Annotated in this window: 21 protein-coding genes; 10 read left to right on the forward strand and 11 right to left on the reverse strand. The window is 56.9% G+C overall.

Features of this window, described 5'->3' with window-relative positions; translation table 11 throughout:
* Positions 1 to 40 precede the first annotated feature (40 nt).
* Positions 41 to 1,084, reverse strand: a complete 1,044-nt coding sequence (locus AFK62_RS14510) for a DUF1176 domain-containing protein (RefSeq protein ID WP_007672215.1) — start codon at positions 1,082 to 1,084, stop codon at positions 41 to 43.
* A 131-nt stretch (positions 1,085 to 1,215) separates the two neighbouring features.
* Positions 1,216 to 1,791, reverse strand: coding sequence for a GDP-mannose pyrophosphatase NudK (gene nudK / locus AFK62_RS14515; RefSeq protein WP_007672218.1), 576 nt, complete (start codon positions 1,789 to 1,791; stop codon positions 1,216 to 1,218).
* Between the two features lie 239 nt (positions 1,792 to 2,030).
* Between nudK and narP the strand changes: the two genes are divergently transcribed.
* Both narP and acrD read left to right on the forward strand, forming a co-directional pair.
* Positions 2,031 to 2,675 (forward strand): nitrate/nitrite response regulator protein NarP, encoded by a 645-nt coding sequence (gene narP, locus AFK62_RS14520; RefSeq protein WP_007672221.1) that lies wholly within the window; start codon positions 2,031 to 2,033, stop codon positions 2,673 to 2,675.
* Between the two features lie 136 nt (positions 2,676 to 2,811).
* Positions 2,812 to 5,928: a multidrug efflux RND transporter permease AcrD gene (gene acrD / locus AFK62_RS14525; protein ID WP_007672224.1), complete on the forward strand. Its 3,117-nt coding sequence runs from the start codon at positions 2,812 to 2,814 to the stop codon at positions 5,926 to 5,928.
* Between the two features lie 102 nt (positions 5,929 to 6,030).
* On the opposite strand, the gene ypfM is transcribed toward acrD, so the two are convergent.
* The gene (gene ypfM / locus AFK62_RS22270; RefSeq protein WP_100207200.1) at positions 6,031 to 6,090 is read right to left on the reverse strand and encodes a protein YpfM; all 60 of its coding nucleotides are present in this window, start codon (positions 6,088 to 6,090) and stop codon (positions 6,031 to 6,033) included.
* 195 nt (positions 6,091 to 6,285) lie between these two features.
* On the opposite strand from ypfM, the gene AFK62_RS14530 reads away from it, so the two are divergent.
* The 4 genes from AFK62_RS14530 to AFK62_RS14545 all read left to right on the forward strand — a co-directional run bounded on the left by AFK62_RS14530 (position 6,286) and on the right by AFK62_RS14545 (position 8,527).
* Positions 6,286 to 6,717, forward strand: coding sequence for a GNAT family N-acetyltransferase (locus AFK62_RS14530; protein WP_007672226.1), 432 nt, complete (start codon positions 6,286 to 6,288; stop codon positions 6,715 to 6,717).
* Positions 6,718 to 6,821: 104 nt separating this feature from the next.
* A complete protein-coding gene (locus AFK62_RS14535; RefSeq protein ID WP_007672230.1) occupies positions 6,822 to 7,178 on the forward strand; it encodes an ArsC family reductase in 357 nt (118 codons plus the stop codon).
* 4 nt (positions 7,179 to 7,182) lie between these two features.
* The gene (gene dapE / locus AFK62_RS14540; RefSeq protein ID WP_007672239.1) at positions 7,183 to 8,310 is read left to right on the forward strand and encodes a succinyl-diaminopimelate desuccinylase; all 1,128 of its coding nucleotides are present in this window, start codon (positions 7,183 to 7,185) and stop codon (positions 8,308 to 8,310) included.
* A gap of 28 nt (positions 8,311 to 8,338) precedes the next feature.
* On the forward strand, positions 8,339 to 8,527 hold the full coding sequence (locus AFK62_RS14545) for a YpfN family protein (RefSeq protein WP_007700459.1): 189 nt from the start codon (positions 8,339 to 8,341) through the stop codon (positions 8,525 to 8,527).
* 67 nt (positions 8,528 to 8,594) lie between these two features.
* Here the strand turns inward: AFK62_RS14545 and ypfH are convergent, their stop codons facing one another.
* The 6 genes from ypfH to dapA form a co-directional block, all read right to left on the reverse strand.
* A complete protein-coding gene (gene ypfH, locus AFK62_RS14550; RefSeq protein ID WP_007672243.1) occupies positions 8,595 to 9,293 on the reverse strand; it encodes an esterase in 699 nt (232 codons plus the stop codon).
* A 72-nt stretch (positions 9,294 to 9,365) separates the two neighbouring features.
* The gene (locus AFK62_RS14555; protein WP_162830457.1) at positions 9,366 to 11,363 is read right to left on the reverse strand and encodes a tRNA(Met) cytidine acetyltransferase TmcA; all 1,998 of its coding nucleotides are present in this window, start codon (positions 11,361 to 11,363) and stop codon (positions 9,366 to 9,368) included.
* A gap of 48 nt (positions 11,364 to 11,411) precedes the next feature.
* Entirely contained in the window at positions 11,412 to 12,272 is an 861-nt protein-coding gene (gene ypfJ / locus AFK62_RS14560; protein ID WP_071884332.1) for a KPN_02809 family neutral zinc metallopeptidase, read from the reverse strand.
* A gap of 130 nt (positions 12,273 to 12,402) precedes the next feature.
* Positions 12,403 to 13,116 (reverse strand): phosphoribosylaminoimidazolesuccinocarboxamide synthase, encoded by a 714-nt coding sequence (gene purC / locus AFK62_RS14565; RefSeq protein WP_007672248.1) that lies wholly within the window; start codon positions 13,114 to 13,116, stop codon positions 12,403 to 12,405.
* A 129-nt stretch (positions 13,117 to 13,245) separates the two neighbouring features.
* On the reverse strand, positions 13,246 to 14,280 hold the full coding sequence (bamC, locus tag AFK62_RS14570; protein ID WP_007672249.1) for an outer membrane protein assembly factor BamC: 1,035 nt from the start codon (positions 14,278 to 14,280) through the stop codon (positions 13,246 to 13,248).
* Between the two features lie 16 nt (positions 14,281 to 14,296).
* The gene (gene dapA / locus AFK62_RS14575) at positions 14,297 to 15,175 is read right to left on the reverse strand and encodes a 4-hydroxy-tetrahydrodipicolinate synthase (protein WP_007672250.1); all 879 of its coding nucleotides are present in this window, start codon (positions 15,173 to 15,175) and stop codon (positions 14,297 to 14,299) included.
* A 147-nt stretch (positions 15,176 to 15,322) separates the two neighbouring features.
* Between dapA and AFK62_RS14580 the strand changes: the two genes are divergently transcribed.
* Together AFK62_RS14580 and bcp are read left to right on the forward strand one after the other, a co-directional pair.
* On the forward strand, positions 15,323 to 15,892 hold the full coding sequence (locus AFK62_RS14580; protein WP_007672251.1) for a glycine cleavage system transcriptional repressor: 570 nt from the start codon (positions 15,323 to 15,325) through the stop codon (positions 15,890 to 15,892).
* Positions 15,893 to 15,894: 2 nt separating this feature from the next.
* A complete protein-coding gene (bcp, locus tag AFK62_RS14585; protein ID WP_007672255.1) occupies positions 15,895 to 16,365 on the forward strand; it encodes a thioredoxin-dependent thiol peroxidase in 471 nt (156 codons plus the stop codon).
* 60 nt (positions 16,366 to 16,425) lie between these two features.
* Here bcp and AFK62_RS14590 read toward each other — a convergent pair whose 3' ends face one another.
* Positions 16,426 to 17,487: an AI-2E family transporter gene (locus tag AFK62_RS14590; RefSeq protein WP_007672258.1), complete on the reverse strand. Its 1,062-nt coding sequence runs from the start codon at positions 17,485 to 17,487 to the stop codon at positions 16,426 to 16,428.
* A gap of 223 nt (positions 17,488 to 17,710) precedes the next feature.
* On the opposite strand from AFK62_RS14590, the gene bepA reads away from it, so the two are divergent.
* Both bepA and arsC read left to right on the forward strand, forming a co-directional pair.
* Complete coding sequence (gene bepA, locus AFK62_RS14595) at positions 17,711 to 19,177, forward strand: beta-barrel assembly-enhancing protease (RefSeq protein WP_007672264.1); 1,467 nt, start codon at positions 17,711 to 17,713, stop codon at positions 19,175 to 19,177.
* A gap of 11 nt (positions 19,178 to 19,188) precedes the next feature.
* On the forward strand, positions 19,189 to 19,545 hold the full coding sequence (arsC, locus tag AFK62_RS14600) for an arsenate reductase (glutaredoxin) (RefSeq protein WP_032984395.1): 357 nt from the start codon (positions 19,189 to 19,191) through the stop codon (positions 19,543 to 19,545).
* A gap of 58 nt (positions 19,546 to 19,603) precedes the next feature.
* Here the strand turns inward: arsC and AFK62_RS14605 are convergent, their stop codons facing one another.
* Positions 19,604 to 20,305, reverse strand: a complete 702-nt coding sequence (locus tag AFK62_RS14605; RefSeq protein ID WP_015742072.1) for a DnaA inactivator Hda — start codon at positions 20,303 to 20,305, stop codon at positions 19,604 to 19,606.
* Between the last annotated feature and the right edge of the window lie 11 nt (positions 20,306 to 20,316).

A 20,316-nucleotide genomic window follows, 5' to 3' on the forward strand; every position in this document is an offset into this window, starting at 1 on the left:
ACAGGAATATACGCAAAAACAGGCCGCGCCAGAAGCAGGATTAGTGGGTTACCCAGAGTGTTGGCCAGGCATCTGCGCCGTGCCAGCCGTCGCAGCTTGGCTCTTCGGCGTAACGCACCAGACGAAAGCGTTGGCCGTCAAAGCGCCAGCGCGTCGCCACGCCGCAGTCGCCAAGCCCGCGGCCTTTGGAAAGCGTCGTCAGTTCTTTGGTTCTTTCATCAAAGCTCGCATTCATGAGCTCCAGATCCAGCTCTTTATCGGCAGGTATAAACGGCAGGCGCAGGCGCACGATGCGCGAAGCGAAAGGCTTCTCGCGCGACACCAGCCAGGCGAGATCAACGGTGTTATAAGCGCCCGCTTCGCAGCTGATAATCATCAGCGCCGTGTCGTCGGTGAGCGCAGAGATACGCACTTCACGGCGCATCGGGTCAAGCGAGCACTGGCTGTTCGCCATGCGCCAGGTGCCGTAATCAAGCAGCTCGTTCAGTTCATTATGGGAGAGCGGCGTCGGCGTCGGATTCGTGATTTTGACACCTTTGAGCGCAGGTGCGGGCGGTACGCTGAGCGGCGGGTTATTGCCCTTTTTAATCCACGCGGTCTCACTCCCCACGCGCTTTTGTTGGGCATCAATAAACAGCAGAGCCGCTTTCAGCCCGTCCAGCGACAGACGGCCCGGCCCGTCTTTCAGGGTGATGACCGAAGATTCTTTAATCTGGTCGATAAAATCGATAATAGTGGCGGGATCGTCGGTTAACAGACGACGCGGCGCGGCGCGCCATTTATTACCCGCAGGCGTGAGCGCTTTGCCATCCAGCAGCAGGCGCGGCGCAAGCGGCGGCACTTTATTGACCGCGGCTCCCGGCTTGCCTGACTCAATGCGCAGCGTCGCGTCGGTTTTGGCCCCTGCGCTGCGCGTCAGCGTCATCACGAGTTCTTGATGGTCGCCCACGTTACGGGCAGAGCAGAAATTCTGGTTGTTGCAGGTCACCTGCCAGTCACTGAAGATCTTCTGCGCCGGCGCGGCCCACAGCGGCGAGGCAAACAGCAGATAACAGCTAAGCAGTGACAGCAGACGAAAAAACATGGACGGCGCGTATCCCGGGCGTTAACAGCGGTAAGTAGAAACGCGCCTATCTTCGTTGCCCTGCGTGGGCGGCTCAATCGGATTTATCGGATAGATTTATCTGAAATACCACTTCTGATTATGCAGATAAATCAAGCCATTATTTCTCGTAGTTGAAGATGCTGGAGCAGTAGCACCGTTTTTGCATCACGAATAACGCCCTGCTGTACCTTTTCCAGCGCCTCGTGAAACGGCATTTCCAGCACTTCTATCTCTTCATCTTCCACGCCGCCGCCTGCGTTGGCGCGCGAGGCGTCGTCATATTCGGCGATGAATAAATGCAGCAGTTCGGTTACGCCTCCCGGCGAGGTATACAGCTCAAAAACTTTCTCCGCGGTGCCGACGCGATAGCCGGTTTCTTCAATAGCCTCTTTGCGAATGCAGACTTCCGGCTCGTCGTCGTCCAGCAGGCCAGCGCAGGCCTCAATCAACATGCCGTTCGGGTTGCCGTTGACCCAGGTGGCCACGCGAAACTGGCGGATCAGTACCACGGTTTTTTTCTCGCGGTTATATAAAAGGACGGCCGCGCCATTGCCGCGATCGTAGACCTCCCGCTTGTGGCGGATCACGTTGCCATCTTTTCGCGTGAGATCGTAGGTGATATTGCGCAGGACAAAGTAGTTTTCTGAAAGGATTTTATCTTTTATCAGTTCGATATTTAACGACATAGCGACTCCACAAACGCCTGGTGTTGGGTGAATAGTACGACCCGAAACGCCGTTTGTCGCCCCCGACGCGCCGCGTGCACGGGGAACAGGCATGCTTTGGCCGATATTCTTCGGATTGCACGCGCCCTTGCAGCGTTACGCTTTACCAATCGCCGCATAAACAGACGCGAAAGCCAACACACAGGCTATGGTTTATGCAGGCGCAACGAAAACAACGATAACGGTAGACAGGAGTGAGCATGTCGCAACTATCCCCCTGGCACGTATTAATCGTCGACGATCACCCGCTGATGCGCCGCGGCATACGGCAATTGCTGGAGACTGACGCGCGTTTTCTTATTGTGGGCGAAGCCAGCAGCGGTGCGGAAGCCATCGCACAGGCGAATGCGCTGTCGCCAGACGTCATTCTGCTTGATCTGAATATGCGCGGCTTGAGCGGGCTGGATACGCTTAATATTCTGCGCCGCGACGGCGTGAGCGCACGCATTATTGTGCTGACGGTCTCTGACGCGCGAAGCGACGTGTTCGCAATGATGGACGCGGGGGCCGACGGCTATCTGCTTAAAGACAGCGAGCCGGAAATGTTGCTGGAAGCGATCCGTGATGGCGCGGCGGGCACGGGCGTGTTCAGCGCGCAGGTCGAGGAGTATTTACAGCAGCGCCAGCCCGGAGAGACGCGCGCGTCGCCGTTTGCGCTGCTGACTGAGCGTGAGTTAGATGTGTTACAGGAAGTGGCGCGCGGCCTGTCGAATAAACAAATAGCCTCGACGCTGCATATTTCCGAAGAGACCGTCAAAGTCCATATCCGCAATTTACTGCGCAAACTCAATGTGCGCTCGCGCGTAGCGGCGACCGTTCTGTTTTTTGAATCCCGGGGCGCGTAAGGCGCAGCCGGTGCGTCTTTGCACGATAATTTACATTATCTCCTTTTTTTCTCCACGTTTACCCTGCCCCCCGGGGCTAAAGTGATTGCGGCTACCAATAATAACGACGCGAAGCATTTAAGAGGTCCTGACTCGCATGGCGAATTTTTTTATCGATCGCCCCATTTTTGCCTGGGTGCTGGCAATCCTCATTTGTCTGACCGGCACGCTGGCGATTTTTTCACTCCCCGTTGAGCAATATCCCGAACTGGCACCGCCAAATGTGCGCATCACGGCAAGCTACCCTGGCGCCTCTGCCCAGACGCTGGAAAACACGGTCACCCAGGTCATCGAGCAGAATATGACCGGCCTTGATAACCTCATGTATATGTCGTCGCAGAGCAGCGCGACCGGCATGGCGACGGTGACGCTGAACTTTAAAGCCGGTACAGACCCCGATGAAGCGGTGCAGCAAGTACAAAACCAACTGCAATCCGCGCTGCGTAAGCTCCCCCAGGCCGTACAGACACAGGGCGTGACGGTGCGTAAAACCGGTGACACTAATATTCTGACCATCGCGTTCGTCTCTACCGACGGTAGCATGGATAAACAGGATATCGCCGACTACGTAGCCAGTAATATTCAGGAGCCACTGAGCCGCCTCAACGGCGTGGGCGATATCGACGCCTATGGCTCGCAATACGCGATGCGCATCTGGCTTGACCCGGACAAGCTCACCAGTTTTCAACTCACCACAGCGGACGTCGTCGACGCGATTAAATCCCAGAACAGCCAGATTGCGGTCGGCCAGCTCGGTGGCACGCCGTCTGTGGATAATCAGGCCCTGAACGCCACTATCAACGCCCAGTCGTTATTACAAACCCCGGAGCAGTTTCGTGCGATCACGCTTCGGGTCAATCAGGACGGTTCGACCGTTAGGCTCGGCGATGTCGCGACCGTCGAAATGGGCGCTGAGAAATATGACTACCTGAGCCGTTATAACGGTAAGGCAGCGTCAGGGCTTGGCGTGAAGCTCGCGTCTGGCGCCAACGAAATGGCGACCGCGCAACTGGTGCTGGACAGGCTGGATGAACTGTCGCACTACTTCCCGCACGGGCTGGAATATAAGGTGGCGTATGAAACCACCTCGTTTGTTAAAGCCTCGATTACGGATGTCGTCAAAACGCTGCTCGAAGCTATCGCGCTGGTGTTTCTGGTGATGTACCTGTTTTTGCAAAATTTCCGCGCCACGCTCATTCCAACTATCGCCGTGCCGGTGGTGCTGCTCGGCACGTTCGCGGTGCTTTACAGCTTCGGCTATAGCATCAATACGCTCACGATGTTTGCGATGGTGCTGGCGATAGGCCTGCTGGTGGATGACGCCATTGTGGTGGTGGAAAACGTTGAGCGCATCATGAGCGAAGAAGGGCTGTCGCCACGCGCCGCCACGCGTAAATCGATGGGGCAAATTCAGGGGGCGCTGGTCGGCATCGCGATGGTGCTTTCGGCCGTGTTTATTCCCATGGCGTTTTTTGGCGGCACCACCGGCGCCATTTATCGCCAGTTCTCTATCACTATCGTTTCATCCATGGTGCTCTCGGTGCTGGTGGCGATGATCCTCACCCCGGCCCTGTGCGCGACGCTCTTAAAGCCGCTGAAAAAAGGCGAGCATCACGGTTCACGCGGTTTCTTTGGCTGGTTTAACCGTACCTTTGAGCGCTATTCGCTGCGCTATGAATCTGCCGTTGGCAAAATCCTTCAGCACAGCCTGCGCGTGATCCTGCTGTACGCTTTATTGCTGGGCGGCATGGTCTTTCTCTTTTTGCGCCTGCCCACCTCGTTTTTACCGCAGGAAGACCGCGGCATGTTTATCACCTCGGTACAGCTGCCGCCCGGCTCCACCCAGCAGCAGACGCTGAAAGTGGTACAACAGGTGGAGCGCTATTTCTTTGAGAAAGAGAAAGCCAACGTCGCCTCGGTGTTCGCTACCGTCGGCTCAGGCCCCGGCGGCAATGGCCAGAACGTGGCGCGTATGTTTGTTCGTCTCAATCCGTGGGAGGCGCGCGATACGGACAGCGGCAGCGCCGAGGCGATTATTGAGCGCGCCACGCGCGCCTTCCGCCATATTAAGGAGGCGCGCGTGTTCGCAAGCAGCCCGCCGGCCATCAGCGGGCTTGGCAGCTCCGCCGGGTTTGACATGGAGTTGCAGGATCACGCCGGGCTTGGCCATGACGCGCTCATGGCGGCGCGCGATCGCCTGCTCGACATGGCGAGTAAAACGCCGTCGCTGACCCGCGTGCGCCACAACGGCCTCGATGACAGCCCACAGTTGCAGATTGATATAGACCAGCGCAAAGCGCAGGCGCTTGGCCTTTCTATTAACGATATTAATGACACACTGCAAACCGCGTGGGGGTCCAGCTACGTAAATGACTTCATGGATCGCGGACGCGTAAAAAAAGTCTATGTGCAGTCCGCCGCGAAGTACCGGATGTTGCCGGAGGATATTACCCGCTGGTATGTGCGTAATCACTCCGGCACGATGGTGCCCTTTTCCGCGTTTGCGACCTCGCGCTGGGAAACCGGCTCTCCACGCCTTGAACGCTACAACGGCTATTCAGCGCTGGAAATTGTCGGCGAGGCGGCACCGGGCGTCAGCACCGGCACGGCAATGGATGTGATGGAAAAACTGGTCAGCCAGTTGCCGACCGGTTTTGGGCTGGAGTGGACGGCGATGTCGTATCAGGAACGGCTTTCCGGCTCGCAGGCGCCTGCCCTTTACGCGCTTTCGCTACTGGTGGTGTTCCTGTGTCTGGCCGCGCTGTATGAGAGCTGGTCGGTACCGTTCTCGGTCATGCTGGTGGTGCCGCTCGGCGTGATTGGCGCGCTGCTTGCCACCTGGCTGCGCGGTCTTGAAAACGACGTCTATTTTCAGGTGGGGCTGCTGACGGTCATCGGGCTTTCTGCCAAGAACGCGATATTGATTGTGGAATTCGCCAACGAGATGAACAGCCATGGCCGCGATCTCGTCGCCGCGACGCTTGATGCGTGCCGCCAGCGCCTGCGTCCGATATTAATGACGTCACTTGCGTTTATCTTTGGCGTTTTGCCGATGACGACCAGCAGTGGCGCAGGTTCTGCCAGCCAGCATGCGGTGGGAACAGGCGTTATGGGCGGTATGATCTCTGCCACCATTCTGGCGATTTTCTTTGTGCCGTTGTTCTTTGTGCTGATAAGAAGGCGTTTCCCGCTCAAGCCCGCGCCTGAAGCGTAAAAGAGAAAAAGGCGGCCTGTGAAGGTCGCCTTTTGGCATGTTCAGTGAGTGAAATCACTGCTGTGTGTGTATTAAAACGTGTGCTCTTGCTTATTGCTGGATTTATTTACGAAGCATCGCTTCAATAAAGTCTTTCCAGTTCCCCAGTTCATGTTCAATCATAACGCCCTCTCTTATTATTGTTTGCATGATATAAAAATATCGGCCCGTCGTGAAGTTACTTTAACCAATCGTATTGATAAGCTCCCTTCATGTATTTGTTATCGGCTCTGAATTCAATATGACGAGTAGCAGTTGTCTATAATGTGACGGCTGACAATATTCGAGAAATTTTTATCGATTGAGGAATGACTTAGCATGCTTATTATGACCGAGCAGAATATTGAAAACCGCGACTGGCACGCACTTGCCACGCTAATTGAGCGCGCAGGTCTTGGCGCACGCGACCCGAAAGAGGTTGAGCGTTGCTATAACAGCAGCACCTTTTGTTGGTATGGTTTTCATGAAGGCAAACTGGTTGCGACAGCCCATGCGATAAGCGATCTCACCTGGTCGAGCTATGTTGCGGATATTGTTGTCGATCCTGATTATCAGGGCCGGGGATTCGGCCATCAATTAATGGATGCTATTCTCGAAACACTTTTACCTTTTGGTAAAGTTTTTATCTATGCGGTTTTAGATAAAGTCTCTTTTTATAAAAAATATCAATTTCGCGAATTGACCAGTGGAATGGTGTGCGCCAGTGATGAAAAGTTATTCAAAATGCATCAGCAGGGTTATATACATTAAGCATAATTGTGAATGATGAGTTATATTAGCAGGCTATCGTTTATCTCATTATCTATTCTAATAATTTGTTTAAGTCAGCCTGTTTCAGACAAAAGGATTCAAATATGGTCGTGATGTACGGCATAAAAAACTGCGATACCATCAAAAAAGCGCGTCGCTGGTTAGAGAACAACCACATCGAGTACCGGTTTCACGACTATCGCGCCGACGGCCTTGATGCATCATTACTGCATAACTTCATCGTGGAGTTAGGGTGGGAGCCGCTGTTAAATACGCGCGGCACCACCTGGCGCAAGCTGGAGGAAGCGCGTCGCGCAGCGATTACCGACGCAGACAGCGCGTGCGCGTTAATGCTTGAAATGCCGGCAATCATTAAACGACCATTGCTCTGCGCGCCGGGTAAGCCTATGCTGCTTGGTTTTAGCGAATCCACGTACCAGCACTATTTTAACGAGGTCTAGTGTTATGTCTTGCCCGGTTATTGAGCTGACGCAGCAGCTTATTCGTCGCCCTTCTCTTAGCCCCGATGATGCGGGCTGTCAGGCGCTACTGATAGAGCGGCTGCGCGCCGTCGGGTTCACCGTAGAGCCGATGCATTTTGGCGATACGCAGAACTTCTGGGCATGGCGCGGCACTGGCGAAACGCTGGCGTTTGCAGGGCATACCGATGTCGTGCCCGCCGGCGATGTTGAGCGCTGGATCAACCCACCGTTTGAACCCACCATTCGCGACGGCATGCTGTTTGGCCGGGGTGCGGCGGATATGAAAGGCTCGCTCGCGGCGATGGTCGTAGCAGCCGAGCGTTTTGTGGCGCAGCATCCTAATCATCGCGGACGCCTGGCATTTCTTATCACATCGGATGAAGAAGCCAGCGCCACGCACGGCACCGTTAAAGTGGTAGAGGCGCTGATGGCGCGCGGCGAGCGTCTGGATTACTGTCTGGTGGGCGAACCGTCCAGCAGCGAAGTGGTTGGCGACGTCGTAAAAAATGGTCGTCGCGGCTCACTGACCTGCAACCTGACTATTCACGGCGTACAAGGCCATGTGGCGTACCCACACCTGGCGGATAACCCGGTACATCGCGCTGCGCCGATGCTTAATGAGCTGGTGGCTATTGAGTGGGATCGCGGTAATGAATTTTTCCCGCCGACCAGCATGCAGATTGCCAATATCCAGGCGGGCACCGGTAGCAATAATGTGATCCCGGGCGATCTCTACGTGCAGTTTAATTTCCGCTTCAGCACCCAACTGACCGACGAGATGATTAAACAGCGCGTGGTGGCGCTACTGGAGCAGCATCAGCTGCGCTATACGCTGGACTGGTGGCTCTCCGGCCAGCCGTTTTTAACGGCGCGCGGCAAGCTGGTGGATGCGGTAGTGAACGCGGTTCACCACTATAATGAAATTAAACCGCAGTTGCTGACCACGGGCGGCACGTCTGACGGGCGCTTTATTGCCCGCATGGGCGCGCAGGTCGTGGAACTTGGGCCGGTCAACGCGACGATTCATAAAATCAATGAATGCGTGAAAGCGTCCGACCTGCAGCTGCTGGCCCGTATGTATCAACGCATTATGGAACAGCTTGTCGCCTGACGGTTGTTTCACGAACGAGGAAAGCGTCATGGAATGGCTTGGAAAGTATTGGTGGGTGCTGGTGCTGGTGTTTCTGCTCGGCGTACTGCTGAACGTGATTAAAGATTTAAAACGGGTCGATCATAAGAAGTTTATGGATAACCGCCCGGAACTGCCGCCCCACCGCGATTTTAATGACAAGTGGGACGACGAAGACGACTGGCCGAAAAAAAAGTAAGCGCCTGCTTACTTTTATTTCTCTCCGTCAGGTAGTCTGCCTGACGGAGCGTTTTCTTTGCTGCGTCTTACATCATCTCAATCACATCGTCGTCGCCGGGTTTCCCGCCGCTTAACGCTTCATCGAAATAGTGCTTCGGCACGGTATAGCGCAGGTGATCGAGCGCCAGTTGCATACTGCGGTTATCAATCGCATGTCCCAGATCTTCTACGATATCGAGCGTCACATCGCCGCCGGCACGCAGCAGGGCGTCTTCCGCCGCCTGCGCATAACGGGAATCAATCACCTCGTCATCTTCTCCGTGAATCAGATGCACCGTCGTGGCAGTGGTCGCGGAAACAGGCAGCTCGGCGAAACGGCCATTAAACGCAATAACCCTGCCTGCAAGGCCTGGCTCGGCTTTTATGCCTTCAAGCACCATAATCGCGCCCTGCGAGAATCCAATCAGCGCTGTCGCCGCGGCATTGACGCCGCTTTCGCGCTGCCACTGGCGAACGGTATCGATAAACACGGGCATAATGTCGTTCACGCGCTGCTGCCGGTTGGATTCCGTTACGCCTTCTGTAGAAAACCATTGACGGCCCGGTGCCGGACCACTCGGCGCGGGCGCGCCAATGCTCACCACCAGCGCATCCGGAAACAGCGGCGCGAACCAGCGGCCAATCTCTCCCATCGACACCGGATTATCCCCGACGCCGTGAAACAGCAGCAGCAGTTGTCTGGCAGGCAGTTCAGGGCTCTGAACCACAAAATGATCATGTCTCATGGCACTCTCCTCATGGGTTACAGCCAGTTTACGCCGGCCTGAACAGATGACCATCGCAATGTTTTGATGGACTTAGTGGAAAAATTGCCATTGCAAAACGCGCGCGCTTAACGCAGCGGCGCGTTCCTCATCAAGCGACCGGAGCGCCAGCGCGGTTTCCTGCCGCTGCGCCGCCAGCAGCGCTTTACGCCCGGAAAGCCGCAACGCGCGGCACAAATCCTCAACAGGCATACGCTGCTCAAGCCTGCCGCGCAACGCCTGTAAGGCCTGTGGGCTTACTGTAAGCAGCCGGTGCAGCGGGCCGAGCGAGGTTTCAAGCGGACGATGTGCAAACGCAAACCCCGCGAGCGCTAACCAGTCCTCTTCATTAAGGGTAGCCTGGTGAGCGGGAGTCAGTGGCAGGGGTTCATTTACCCAGCGCTGAAGCCAGACGGCGTCGCGCGCCAGGCGCTGCTCTTCATCGCGGACAAGCTGCTCGCCGCGCGCGGTCAGCGGCAGAAGCGCCATCGCGTTATAACAGCCGCTGCTTGCCTCGCGGTGACTGCCAAAGCGCACCAGCCTAAACCCACAACGCGCCCAGAAGCGCCAGAGCGCGGGCGTATAGCCGAAACTCACCGAGAGATAGTCGCAGCCGTCAAACGCCTGCGCCCGCGCCGCGGCGATAAGCATGCCGCCGATGCCCTCGCGCTGACGGCCCGGATGCACTGCAACGCGGCTTATACGCAGCCCGCGCAAAGTAGCCGCATGCGGATCGCCGCCGTGCGCCGCCAGCGATTGCGCCACCAGATTGCCGCGAGGACGGCGATACCCCGCCCACACCGCCTGACTCAATGCCGGGCTAAGCCCCCCCTCTTTGACCAGCCACAGCGCGCCCACGGCTTCATCACCTGCGGCGGCCGCGATAAACGACTGGTTCGGCGCATCCATCATGCGGCGTAGATCGAGCGGTGATGTGCGGTAATGCGCGCCGGCAAGCAGCCGGTAGAGCGAGGCCACGCGCGCGGGCGACGTCATCCAGTCGGATTGTTCGACGCCGAAAACGTTGACCGTCCCGGTGGGCGTGACGGAAAAATCATCATCGTCAAATAACAGCGCCTGACTCACCAGCCGCTCCAGCGGATCGTCCTGTGCCCAGCGCACGGGCGCATTGAGGGTGCGGTAACGTAGCCCTTCAAGGGCCGCACAGAATTTCAGCAAAAAACCACGCCCGGTGCCTTCATAACCCTGCACGGTGCTGGTCATCAGCGTGGCCGGAAACGCGCGCACCAGCTTTTGTAACAGCGGGCCAGGCAGCGCGGCGGCTTCATCGATAACCAGCCAGTCGGCGGGCGCAAGCGTGCCATTGTCGTGGGCCGCCAGCAGCGCGTCCGGCGCCATAAACTGGAAGTTTTCGCCCGCGTGCGCCGCGATGACATCGGCTGCGGCGCGCGTCGGCGCGGTGACAAGCGCCGTACCCGACAGCGTGCGAATGAACATCCCGGCGAGCGCCGATTTGCCGCGCCCGCGCGCGGCGGTAATGACCGTTACGCCATGCGTTATCGCCAGTAATTCCGCTAGCAACCGCGCCTGCTCCTGTTGCGGCTCACCGTTAGCGGGTTGCCATGCAGTCAGCGCAGGTTCACGCGAGCTCATCTCAAGCGGCTGTTCCTGACGCCAGCAGATGACATCCGGATCGCGCGCCAGTAGCGTTTGCAGATGATGGATAAAATGGGGGGTAGCGATAGGGTCGCTGCTGTCGCTCCAGCGGCAGGCATCGTTATCGACGCGCTCAGGCCAGTCCTGCCACGGCGGCGTTAACAAAACCAGCCAGCTGCCAGCCTTCAGCGTCCCCGCAAGCGCGGCGAACGCGGCGGCGTCAAAACCGCTGCGGGCATCGAACACGGCATGCAGGTATTCACGCCCCAGCAGAGTAGGGATAGCACCCGTTGCGACATTTAACGCCATCTCCGGTGCCGCTCCCGTCCAGAGCCAGTCGCCCGGCAGACTGTCTGCCAGCCGCTGCGCCTGGTGCGAACACCAGGCCTCTTCGCCGCTTAATACCAGCAGGCGACGAACGCCCGCCCGCGCCATTTGCGCCGTCAGCGTGGCGATACTCTCATTCACAAAAGCCGCCTTAGGTTACAGCGTATTGCCGAAGGTGTTGCACTGGGCCGGATCGCCGCTGTCAAAACCCCGTTTAAACCAACTGTAACGTTGCTCAGAAGTCCCGTGCGTAAAGCTGTCCGGGACGACGCGGCCCTGGCTCTGCTGCTGAAGGCGGTCATCGCCAATCGCCTGCGCGGCGTTTAACGCCTCCTGCAAATCGCCGGTATCCAGCACGCCCTCTTTCTGCATGGCGTTGCCCCACACGCCCGCAAAGCAGTCTGCCTGCAACTCAAGGCGCACCGAGAGACGGTTTACTTCCGTCTGCGACGCGTTTTGCTGGAGCTGGCGCACTTTCGGCTCGATGCCGAGTAGCTTTTGTACGTGGTGACCCACTTCGTGGGCGATAACATAGCCCTGCGCGAAATCCCCTTCTGCGCCGAGTTTCTGCTTCATTTCGTCATAGAAGGACAGATCAATATATACAGTGCTGTCTGCCGGACAGTAGAACGGCCCCATTACAGACTGACCAGTGCCGCAGCCGGTACGGGTCGCGCCACGGTACATCACGAGTTTTGGCTCCTGATAGGCGCGTCCCATTTTCTGAAACTGCTGGCCCCAGCTCTCTTCGGTAGTGCCGAGAATGACGGAGGTGAATTTCGCGGCTTCGTCTTCATTAGGGCTGATAGAGCGAGACGTCTGCTGGCTCACCGGCGCGCCGCCGGAAATAAGGCCCGTGAGATCGACCCCGTAATAGCTTGCCACGACCACAATGACCAGTAACACCAGGCCGCCCTTACCGGTGGGCAGGCGGAATCCGCGTCCACCCATCATTGGCGAACTGCTGTTTCGTCTGTCTTCGACGTTGTCGCTTTCGCGACGTCCTTGCCAACGCATACTCTGACCTCATAACGCTCAATAGTTATGATAATGATCGTAGGTGGTTCAGGCGCGCTTTACCATAGGAAAACAGGGAAGGCGCAGGGTATGGCTCTTATACCCTGCGTGAAAACGGCAGGAAATGCGGTTAGTCGAGGTTTACGCCAAGACGGCGCGCTACTTCTTCATAGGCTTCAATAAGGCCCCCGAGGCTCTGACGGAAGCGGTCTTTATCCATTTTATCCATGGTTTCTTTATCCCACAGGCGCGCACCGTCCGGGGAGAACTCGTCGCCCAGCGTCACCTCGCCTTTGAACAAGCCAAACTCCAGTTTGAAATCGACCAGGATGAGGCCCGCGTCGTCAAAGAGCTTTTTCAGCACGTCGTTCGCTTTGTAGGTCAGTTCCTTCATGCGCGCGAGGTTCTCCTGGCTTACCCAACCGAACGTTTCGCAGTAGGATTCGTTGACCATCGGATCGTGCATAGCGTCATTTTTCAGGAACAGGTCGAACAGCGGCGGATTGAGCTCAATCCCTTCTTCAATGCCGAGGCGTTTCACGAGTGAGCCCGCGGCGCGGTTGCGGATAACGCACTCGACCGGCACCATGTCGAGCTTTTTCACCAGCGCGTCGGTATCGGAAAGCAGACGTTCCATTTGCGTCGGGATGCCCGCTTCGGCCAGCTTGCTCATAATGAAATAGTTAAACTTGTTGTTCACCATTCCCTTGCGGTCGAACTGCTCAATGCGGGCGCCGTCGCCTGCTGACGTATCATTGCGGAATTCGAGCACCAACAGATCCGGGTTTTCCGTGCTGTATACGGTTTTCGCTTTGCCACGATACAACTCAGCTTGCTTTTGCATCTTTATTACTCCAGGTATGGTGACCGCTCGCGCGGCCTGAGGATTTATCACAAAATTTGCCGTTTTCTGGTGACGCACACGTTTGCGTATCTAACAGAAAAAAGGGCCGGAGTGCTCCGGCCCTGGGTATTACTTGCTGAACGCGGCCTGGAAGGCGGCAACCAGCGCATCGTTCTGCGACTGGGTCAGCGTATGGCCTTTCGGGTCGATGAACTGCAGGCTGGTGCGGTTATCGAGATCGCCGACCTGAAGTTTGTAATCGCCGTTGGAGAGGCCCGGATCGCGTGCGCCCAGTGCCTGCCAGTCGCTGTCAGACAGCGCTTTGTAAGTCACGGCGAGGCTACCCGTCGAGCGCGTGGAGTCCGTCACTTTCATGCCCACTTTCGCCAGCGTATCCGGCAGGCGGCTCCACACGGCGTTAAACGGCGCGCGTACCACCAGCACCGGCAGACCCACGTCATCGGCACCGCTGGTCACGTCGATTTGCGACGTAGAACGGTTATCGGCGGCGTTTTGACGCGCGGTTTCGTTTTTATCAAGTCCAGAGGCAATCGCGTTGAGCATTTCAGCGCTGTAGCGCTGAAGCGAGGCGGTATCCGCCACCGGCTTGCCGTCCTGCTCCAGATTAATCAGCTTCACGACCAGCGCCTGCTGATAACCTTGCGGCTTCACGCTGACCTGATAACGACCACGATATTGCTGGTCTTCATCGGCACGGTTCCACTGCACCCAGTCAGTATTGAGCGTCTGGGAGGCGTCGTCGCGTTTCTCAATGGTGTAGTTCAGCGACTGCACGACGCTAACGACCTGCGGCCAGAGCGAACCACTGCGACCGCTTTCCAGCAGCAGCGTGGCCGTATCACCGGTAAACTGGGTGCGCGCGCCGCTCACCAGCGCCAGCGGCTGTGTTGGCGGGCGAATATCGAGCTGCTTGCCAACCGGACCGCTGCCGTTGGTGACAGGGATGTTATAGTCGCCATTCTGCACCGGCAGGATCATTCCGGCCGGGGCATGCAGTTCTGCCAGCGGAGCCGCGTCCAGATAGGACTCGTCGCCGCTCACCTGACGCTTGTAGCGCGAATCGGAACTACAGGCGGCGAGCAGCATCACCAGTGATACGGTTGCTACTTTCGCCACACGCGACTTCTGTACTGAGTAAGCCATCAAATCTCCCTAAACTTTACAGCAGGCCGGCATGCTTAAGCGCAGAGCCAACAGCGTCACGACCGGCATCGGTGATTGGCGTCATTGGCAGGCGCAGCGTATCGGTCGCCACAAGTCCCAACTCCTTACAGGCCCATTTCACCGGGATCGGATTGGGTTCGACAAATAATTTATGGTGCAACGGCATCAGGCGACGGTTGATGATGCGCGCATCGTCAAACTTACCTTCTGCGGCGAGCCGGCACATATCGGCCATGTCGCGCGCCGCGACGTTGGTAGTAACCGAAATAACCCCGTGACCGCCAAGCTGCATGAAGTCCATCGCCGTGGCGTCATCACCGCTTAGCAGCGCGAAATCATCAGCAACCAGCTCTTTGATCAGATGAACGCGGCTTAAGTTCCCGGTCGCTTCTTTGATACCGACAATATTTTTAATGTTCGCAAGACGCCCAACGGTTTCCGGCAGCAGATCGCAGCCGGTACGGGACGGCACATTATAGAGGATTTGCGGCAGGTCGGTATGCTCTGCGATAGCTTTAAAATGCTGGAACAACCCTTCCTGCGTCGGACGATTGTAATACGGCGTGACGGTCAGACAGCCAGCAATGCCGCTGCCATTAAAACGCTGCGTGAGGCTGATGGCCTCGGAAGTTGCATTCGCGCCCGTGCCTGCGATAACCGGAATACGCCCATCGGCCAGTTCCAGCGTCATCATCACCACATCGGCGTGCTCTTCATGGCTTAGCGTGGCGGATTCCCCGGTAGTCCCTACCGATACAATCGCCGACGTTCCGTTAGCGACATGGTAATCAATCAGTTTTTTCAGGCTCGACCGGCAGACATTACCTTTTTCATCCATCGGCGTAATAAGCGCGACAATACTTCCCGTGAACATTGGCCATCCTCTGTGCAAACTAGAGCCTCAATGGTACGTTTGGTGCCGTAATAAAAGCAAGCGGCCAGGGGGCGCTATGCGGTTGTATGGCGGATTTTTTTATGGTTTCCTAAGGATTAATTCACCGTTTCAACAGGAAGCACAGGTTTGACATCCTCATCCCCCCATTATCTGGTTATTACCGCGCTGGGAGCCGACCGCTCGGGTATCGTTAACACTATCACCCGCCATGTCAGCAGTTGCGGCTGCAATATCGAAGATAGCCGCCTGGCAATGCTGGGGGAGGAGTTCACGTTCATCATGCTGTTGTCCGGCACCTGGAACGCCATTACCTTGATTGAATCGACGCTGCCGCTTAAAGGCGCGGAGTTGGATCTGCTGATTGTAATGAAGCGCACCACCGCACGCCCGCGCCCGGCGATGCCGTCGTCCGTCTGGGTGCAGGTGGAAGTAGAAGACTCGCCGCATCTCATTGAGCGCTTCACCGAATTGTTCCATTCTCACGACATGAATATCGCCGAACTTATCTCCCGCACGCAGCCTGCCCAGGAAAATAAGTCCGCACAGCTCTATATTCAAATAACGGCGCACAGTCCGGCTTCACAGGACGCGACGATCATTGAACAGCCCTTCCGTCAACTCTGTACAGACCTGGGCGCACAAGGCACTATTAGCGTGGTCAATTACCCACAGCAAGATGAACAGGATGGAGTGTAGTGATGAATCCACTGAAAGCCGGTGATATCGCACCGAAATTTAGCTTGCCCGATCAGGACGGTGAACAAGTAAATTTGACCGACTTCCAGGGACAGCGTGTTCTGGTTTATTTCTATCCCAAAGCCATGACGCCGGGCTGCACTGTGCAGGCGTGCGGGCTGCGCGATAATATGGATGACCTGAAAAAAGCGGGCGTTGAAGTGCTGGGCATCAGCACCGATAAACCCGAAAAGCTCTCGCGTTTCGCTGAAAAAGAGCTGCTTAATTTCACGCTGCTCTCGGATGAAGATCATCAGGTGAGCGATCAGTTTGGCGTCTGGGGTGAAAAAACCTTTATGGGGAAAACCTACGATGGCATTCACCGCATCAGCTTTTTGATCGATGCCGACGGGAAAGTCGAACATGTGTTCAACGACTTCAAAACCAGCAACCATCACGATGTTGTGCTGGACTGGCTGAAAGAAAACGCCTGACTCGTCGCGCAAAAACAGCCGGGTTAAGCGTAGCGCCACCCGGCATTATTACTCGTCAAATTACGCGTCGACAGCAGGCACATCCGGCCAGGCGTGCACCACGGCTTTAATCAGCGTCGCCAGCGGAATAGCAAAGAAAACGCCCCAAAACCCCCACAGCCCACCGAAAATCACCACCGAGAGAATAATCACCAGCGGATGCAAATTGACCGCCTCGGAAAATAGCACCGGCACCAGCACATTGCCGTCCAGCGCCTGAATCACCAGGTAAACAATGAAACAGCTCCAGAACTCCGTGCCCATGCCAAACTGGAACAGCGCCACGCAGACGACCGGTATCGTCACTACAAACGCGCCGATATAGGGAATCAACACCGACACGCCCACCAGCACTGCCAGCAGTAATGAATAATTCAGCCCGAAAATAACAAAGCCAATCCAGGTGGCGACGCCGACAACGATCATTTCCAGCACTTTGCCGCGAATATAATTGGTGATCTGCTGGTTCATCTCCACCCACACCTGCCCTGCCAGGCCGCGGTTGCGTGGCAATACGCGGCGTACGGCGCTGAGCAGTTGTTCTTTATCTTTCACCAGGAAGAACACCATCAGCGGCACCAGAATCAGATAGATGGCGATCGTCAATAACCCTACCAGCGAGGCGAGCGAATATTTCACAACGGAATCACCCAGAACGGACATGCGTGCACGCAGGTTTTCCGCCATCGCGTCAATGATGCCCGCATCGGTCAGCGCAGGGTAACGTCTTGGCAACGTGGCCGCAAAATCAGCCAGCTTATTAAACATGCCAGGCATATCGCGAATAAGATAGATACCCTGTTGCCAGGCCACCGGGATGACCACGAAGGCCATTACCAGCACAATGCCGATAAACAGTACCAGTACCAGCGTGGCGGCAAGACCGCGGGAACAACCGATGCGCTGGAGGCGTGACGTCGGCCACTCCAGCAAATAGGCCAGCACAATGGCCACGAGCAGCGGTGCCAGCAAACCGTGCAGGAAGAAGAGGATGCAAAACCCGGCGACCAGAATCGCCAGGAGGGCAATCGCCTCGGGGTCGCTAAAGCGACGGCGATACCACTGCGAAAACATTTCAAGCATAAAAGACCTTTCCTGACGGGTGACGACGGAAGCGCGAGGGCGAATTGTATCGAAATGTCACAAAAAAGACCGTGATTTTTATGCCCCCGGCAAGACAACCAGCGAACGGATGAATATGATTTCCCGACGCATTGGTAAAATGGACTTCCGATCCGGGCGCACATAATGAACAAAGCGATGCCGGGCGGGTCAAAAAAGACTCTACACAGACGGGAAAGAGGCTATGTTCAGGCAGTTGAAAACAACTCTGATTGCGACGCTTATCGGTGCCATGCTGGCAGGCCAGCTTGCGCCCGCCTTTGCAGCGGACCCGGCCGACGGCTTGCCCGATATGGGGACATCGGCGGGCAGCACGCTCTCTATTGGTCAGGAGCTGCAAATGGGCGATTACTACGTTCGCCAACTGCGTGGCAGCGCCCCGCTCATCAACGATCCGCTGCTGGTGCAATATATCAACGGGCTGGGGATGCGCCTGGTCTCCCACGCCGATTCGGTAAAAACCCCTTTCCATTTCTATCTTATTAATAACGACGAGATTAACGCCTTCGCCTTTTTCGGCGGCAATGTGGTGCTGCATTCGGCGCTCTTTCGCTACGCTGATAACGAAAGCCAGCTCGCCTCGGTGATGGCGCACGAAATTTCTCACGTAACTCAGCGCCATCTGGCGCGTGCGATGGAAGATCAAAAGCGCAGCGCCCCGCTGACCTGGGTCGGCGCGCTCGGCTCGATCCTGCTTGCGATGGCAAGCCCGCAGGCGGGCATGGCGGCGCTGACCGGCACGCTCGCTGGTACGCAGCAGGGTGTCATTAGCTTTACGCAGCAAAACGAGCAGGAGGCCGACCGCATTGGCATTCAGGTGCTGCAACGCTCCGGCTTTGATCCGCAGGCAATGCCGACGTTCCTTGAAAAACTGCTCGACCAGGCGCGTTACTCCACGCGTCCGCCGGAAATATTGCTCACTCACCCGCTGCCGGAAAGCCGTCTTGCCGATGCCCGCAACCGCGCCAACCAGATGCGCCCGGTGGTGTCGCAATCTTCTGAAGCGTTTTACATGGCCAAAGTGCGCGCGCTTGGCATGTACAACTCGGGACGCAACCAGCTCACCAGCGACCTGCTCGATACCCTCGCTAAAGGTAACCAGCGCGAGCAGCACGCTGCGCAGTATGGCCGCGCGCTGCAGGCGATGCAGGATAAACGCTTCGCCGAGGCGCGCCAGCAGCTGGAGCCGCTCCTGCGTGCCCAGCCCGGCAACGCCTGGTATCTTGACCTCGCCACCGATATTTCGCTCGGCGAGCACAAAGCCCAGGAAGCGATTGACCGTCTGAAAAGCGCGCCGGATCTGAAAACCAATCCGGTCTTGCAGCTTAACCTCGCTAACGCGTATCTGGAGGGTGGCCAGCCAGCGCAGGCGGCGACCACCCTTAACCGTTACACCTTCACCTGGCCTGACGACACCAACGGCTGGGATTTGCTGGCGCAGGCGCAGGCCGCACTTGGCAACCGCGACCAGGAGCTCGCAGCCCGCGCGGAAGTCATGGCGCTGCTGGGTAAACTGGATCAGGCCATTACGCTGCTGAGTAGCGCAAGCTCCCAGGTGAAGCTCGGCAGTCTGCAACAGGCGCGCTATGACGCCCGCATTGACCAGATCCGCCAGCTACAGCAACGTTTCCGCCCTTACGAAAAAATGTAACAGGAGAACCCATGTCCCGGGACGTGACGATTTACCATAACCCGCGCTGCTCAAAGAGTCGTGAAACCCTTAACCTGCTGACCGAGCGCGGTATTGAACCAAACGTGGTGTTATATCTGGAAACGCTGCCGGACGCGGCTCACCTCAAAACGCTGTTGCAGCAACTGGGGTTTAGCCACCCGCGCGAGCTGATGCGCACTAAAGAAGAGCTTTATAAAACGCTCAACCTTGCTGATGCGACGTTAAGCGAAGAGGCGCTGATTCAGGCGATGGTCGACAACCCGAAGCTTATCGAGCGCCCGATTGTGGTAAGCGCGAATAAAGCCCGCCTGGGCCGCCCGCCGGAACAGGTGCTGGAAATCCTCTGATACGCAAAACGCCGCAGATTTCTCCGCGGCGTTTTATTTTGCAACGCTTAACGTCAATTCAAAGGCCGAGCGTATCTTTCACAAACGGGATCGTCAGCTTACGCTGGGCGCTGATCGAGGCGCGATCGAGCTGATCGAGCGTCAGGAACAGCGTGCGCATTTCACGATCGAGCCGCTTTAACAGAAAGCGACCGACATCTTCCGGAAGCTCAAACCCGCGCATCCGCGCGCGCAGTTGTAACGCCTGCAGTTTGTCATCATCGGAAAGCGGTTGAAGACGGTAGATCTGTCCCCAGTCGAGACGCGAAGCGAGATCGGGCAGCTTCAGATTCAGCTGACGCGGCGGCCTGTCGCCGGTTATCAGCAGCCGGGTATTGCCCGACTCCAGAATCCGGTTGTAGAGATTGAAAATCGCCATTTCCCAGAGTTCGTCCCCCGCAATGCATTCGATATTATCGATACAAACCAGCGAGAGTTGCTCCATTCCTTCCAGTACTTCCGGTACAAACCAGGTGCGCTTATCCAGCGGCACATAGCCGACCGCGTCTCCGCGTTGGGAAAGCTCAGCGCAGGCGGCATGCAGCAGATGACTGCGCCCGCCCCCTTCCCGGGACCAGAAATAAATATAGCCACTGCGGTCATGGCGCAGCATGGTCTGGAGTGCGGCTAATAAAGAGGGGTTGTCGCCCGGCCAAAAGCTGGCAAACGTTTCGTCATCGGGCAGCCAGAGCGGCAAGGAGAGCTGTGCCGGTGTGTTCAGAAGGACCTCTT

The sequence above is a fragment of the Cronobacter condimenti 1330 genome (assembly GCF_001277255.1).
Taxonomy (GTDB): Bacteria; Pseudomonadota; Gammaproteobacteria; order Enterobacterales; family Enterobacteriaceae; genus Cronobacter; species Cronobacter condimenti.

Excerpts from the sequence above, each read along its gene's own strand:
- AFK62_RS14510 (WP_007672215.1), bottom strand. The coding sequence starts at position 1,084 with ATGTTTTTTCGTCTGCTGTCACTGCTTAGCTGTTATCTGCTGTTTGCC.
- nudK (WP_007672218.1), bottom strand. The coding sequence starts at position 1,791 with ATGTCGTTAAATATCGAACTGATAAAAGATAAAATCCTTTCAGAAAAC.
- narP (WP_007672221.1), top strand. The coding sequence starts at position 2,031 with ATGTCGCAACTATCCCCCTGGCACGTATTAATCGTCGACGATCACCCG.
- acrD (WP_007672224.1), top strand. The coding sequence starts at position 2,812 with ATGGCGAATTTTTTTATCGATCGCCCCATTTTTGCCTGGGTGCTGGCA.
- AFK62_RS14530 (WP_007672226.1), top strand. The coding sequence starts at position 6,286 with ATGCTTATTATGACCGAGCAGAATATTGAAAACCGCGACTGGCACGCA.
- AFK62_RS14535 (WP_007672230.1), top strand. The coding sequence starts at position 6,822 with ATGGTCGTGATGTACGGCATAAAAAACTGCGATACCATCAAAAAAGCG.
- dapE (WP_007672239.1), top strand. The coding sequence starts at position 7,183 with ATGTCTTGCCCGGTTATTGAGCTGACGCAGCAGCTTATTCGTCGCCCT.
- AFK62_RS14545 (WP_007700459.1), top strand. The coding sequence starts at position 8,339 with ATGGAATGGCTTGGAAAGTATTGGTGGGTGCTGGTGCTGGTGTTTCTG.
- ypfH (WP_007672243.1), bottom strand. The coding sequence starts at position 9,293 with ATGAGACATGATCATTTTGTGGTTCAGAGCCCTGAACTGCCTGCCAGA.
- AFK62_RS14555 (WP_162830457.1), bottom strand. The coding sequence starts at position 11,363 with ATGGCGCGGGCGGGCGTTCGTCGCCTGCTGGTATTAAGCGGCGAAGAG.
- ypfJ (WP_071884332.1), bottom strand. The coding sequence starts at position 12,272 with ATGCGTTGGCAAGGACGTCGCGAAAGCGACAACGTCGAAGACAGACGA.
- purC (WP_007672248.1), bottom strand. The coding sequence starts at position 13,116 with ATGCAAAAGCAAGCTGAGTTGTATCGTGGCAAAGCGAAAACCGTATAC.
- bamC (WP_007672249.1), bottom strand. The coding sequence starts at position 14,280 with ATGGCTTACTCAGTACAGAAGTCGCGTGTGGCGAAAGTAGCAACCGTA.
- dapA (WP_007672250.1), bottom strand. The coding sequence starts at position 15,175 with ATGTTCACGGGAAGTATTGTCGCGCTTATTACGCCGATGGATGAAAAA.
- bcp (WP_007672255.1), top strand. The coding sequence starts at position 15,895 with ATGAATCCACTGAAAGCCGGTGATATCGCACCGAAATTTAGCTTGCCC.
- AFK62_RS14590 (WP_007672258.1), bottom strand. The coding sequence starts at position 17,487 with ATGCTTGAAATGTTTTCGCAGTGGTATCGCCGTCGCTTTAGCGACCCC.
- bepA (WP_007672264.1), top strand. The coding sequence starts at position 17,711 with ATGTTCAGGCAGTTGAAAACAACTCTGATTGCGACGCTTATCGGTGCC.
- arsC (WP_032984395.1), top strand. The coding sequence starts at position 19,189 with ATGTCCCGGGACGTGACGATTTACCATAACCCGCGCTGCTCAAAGAGT.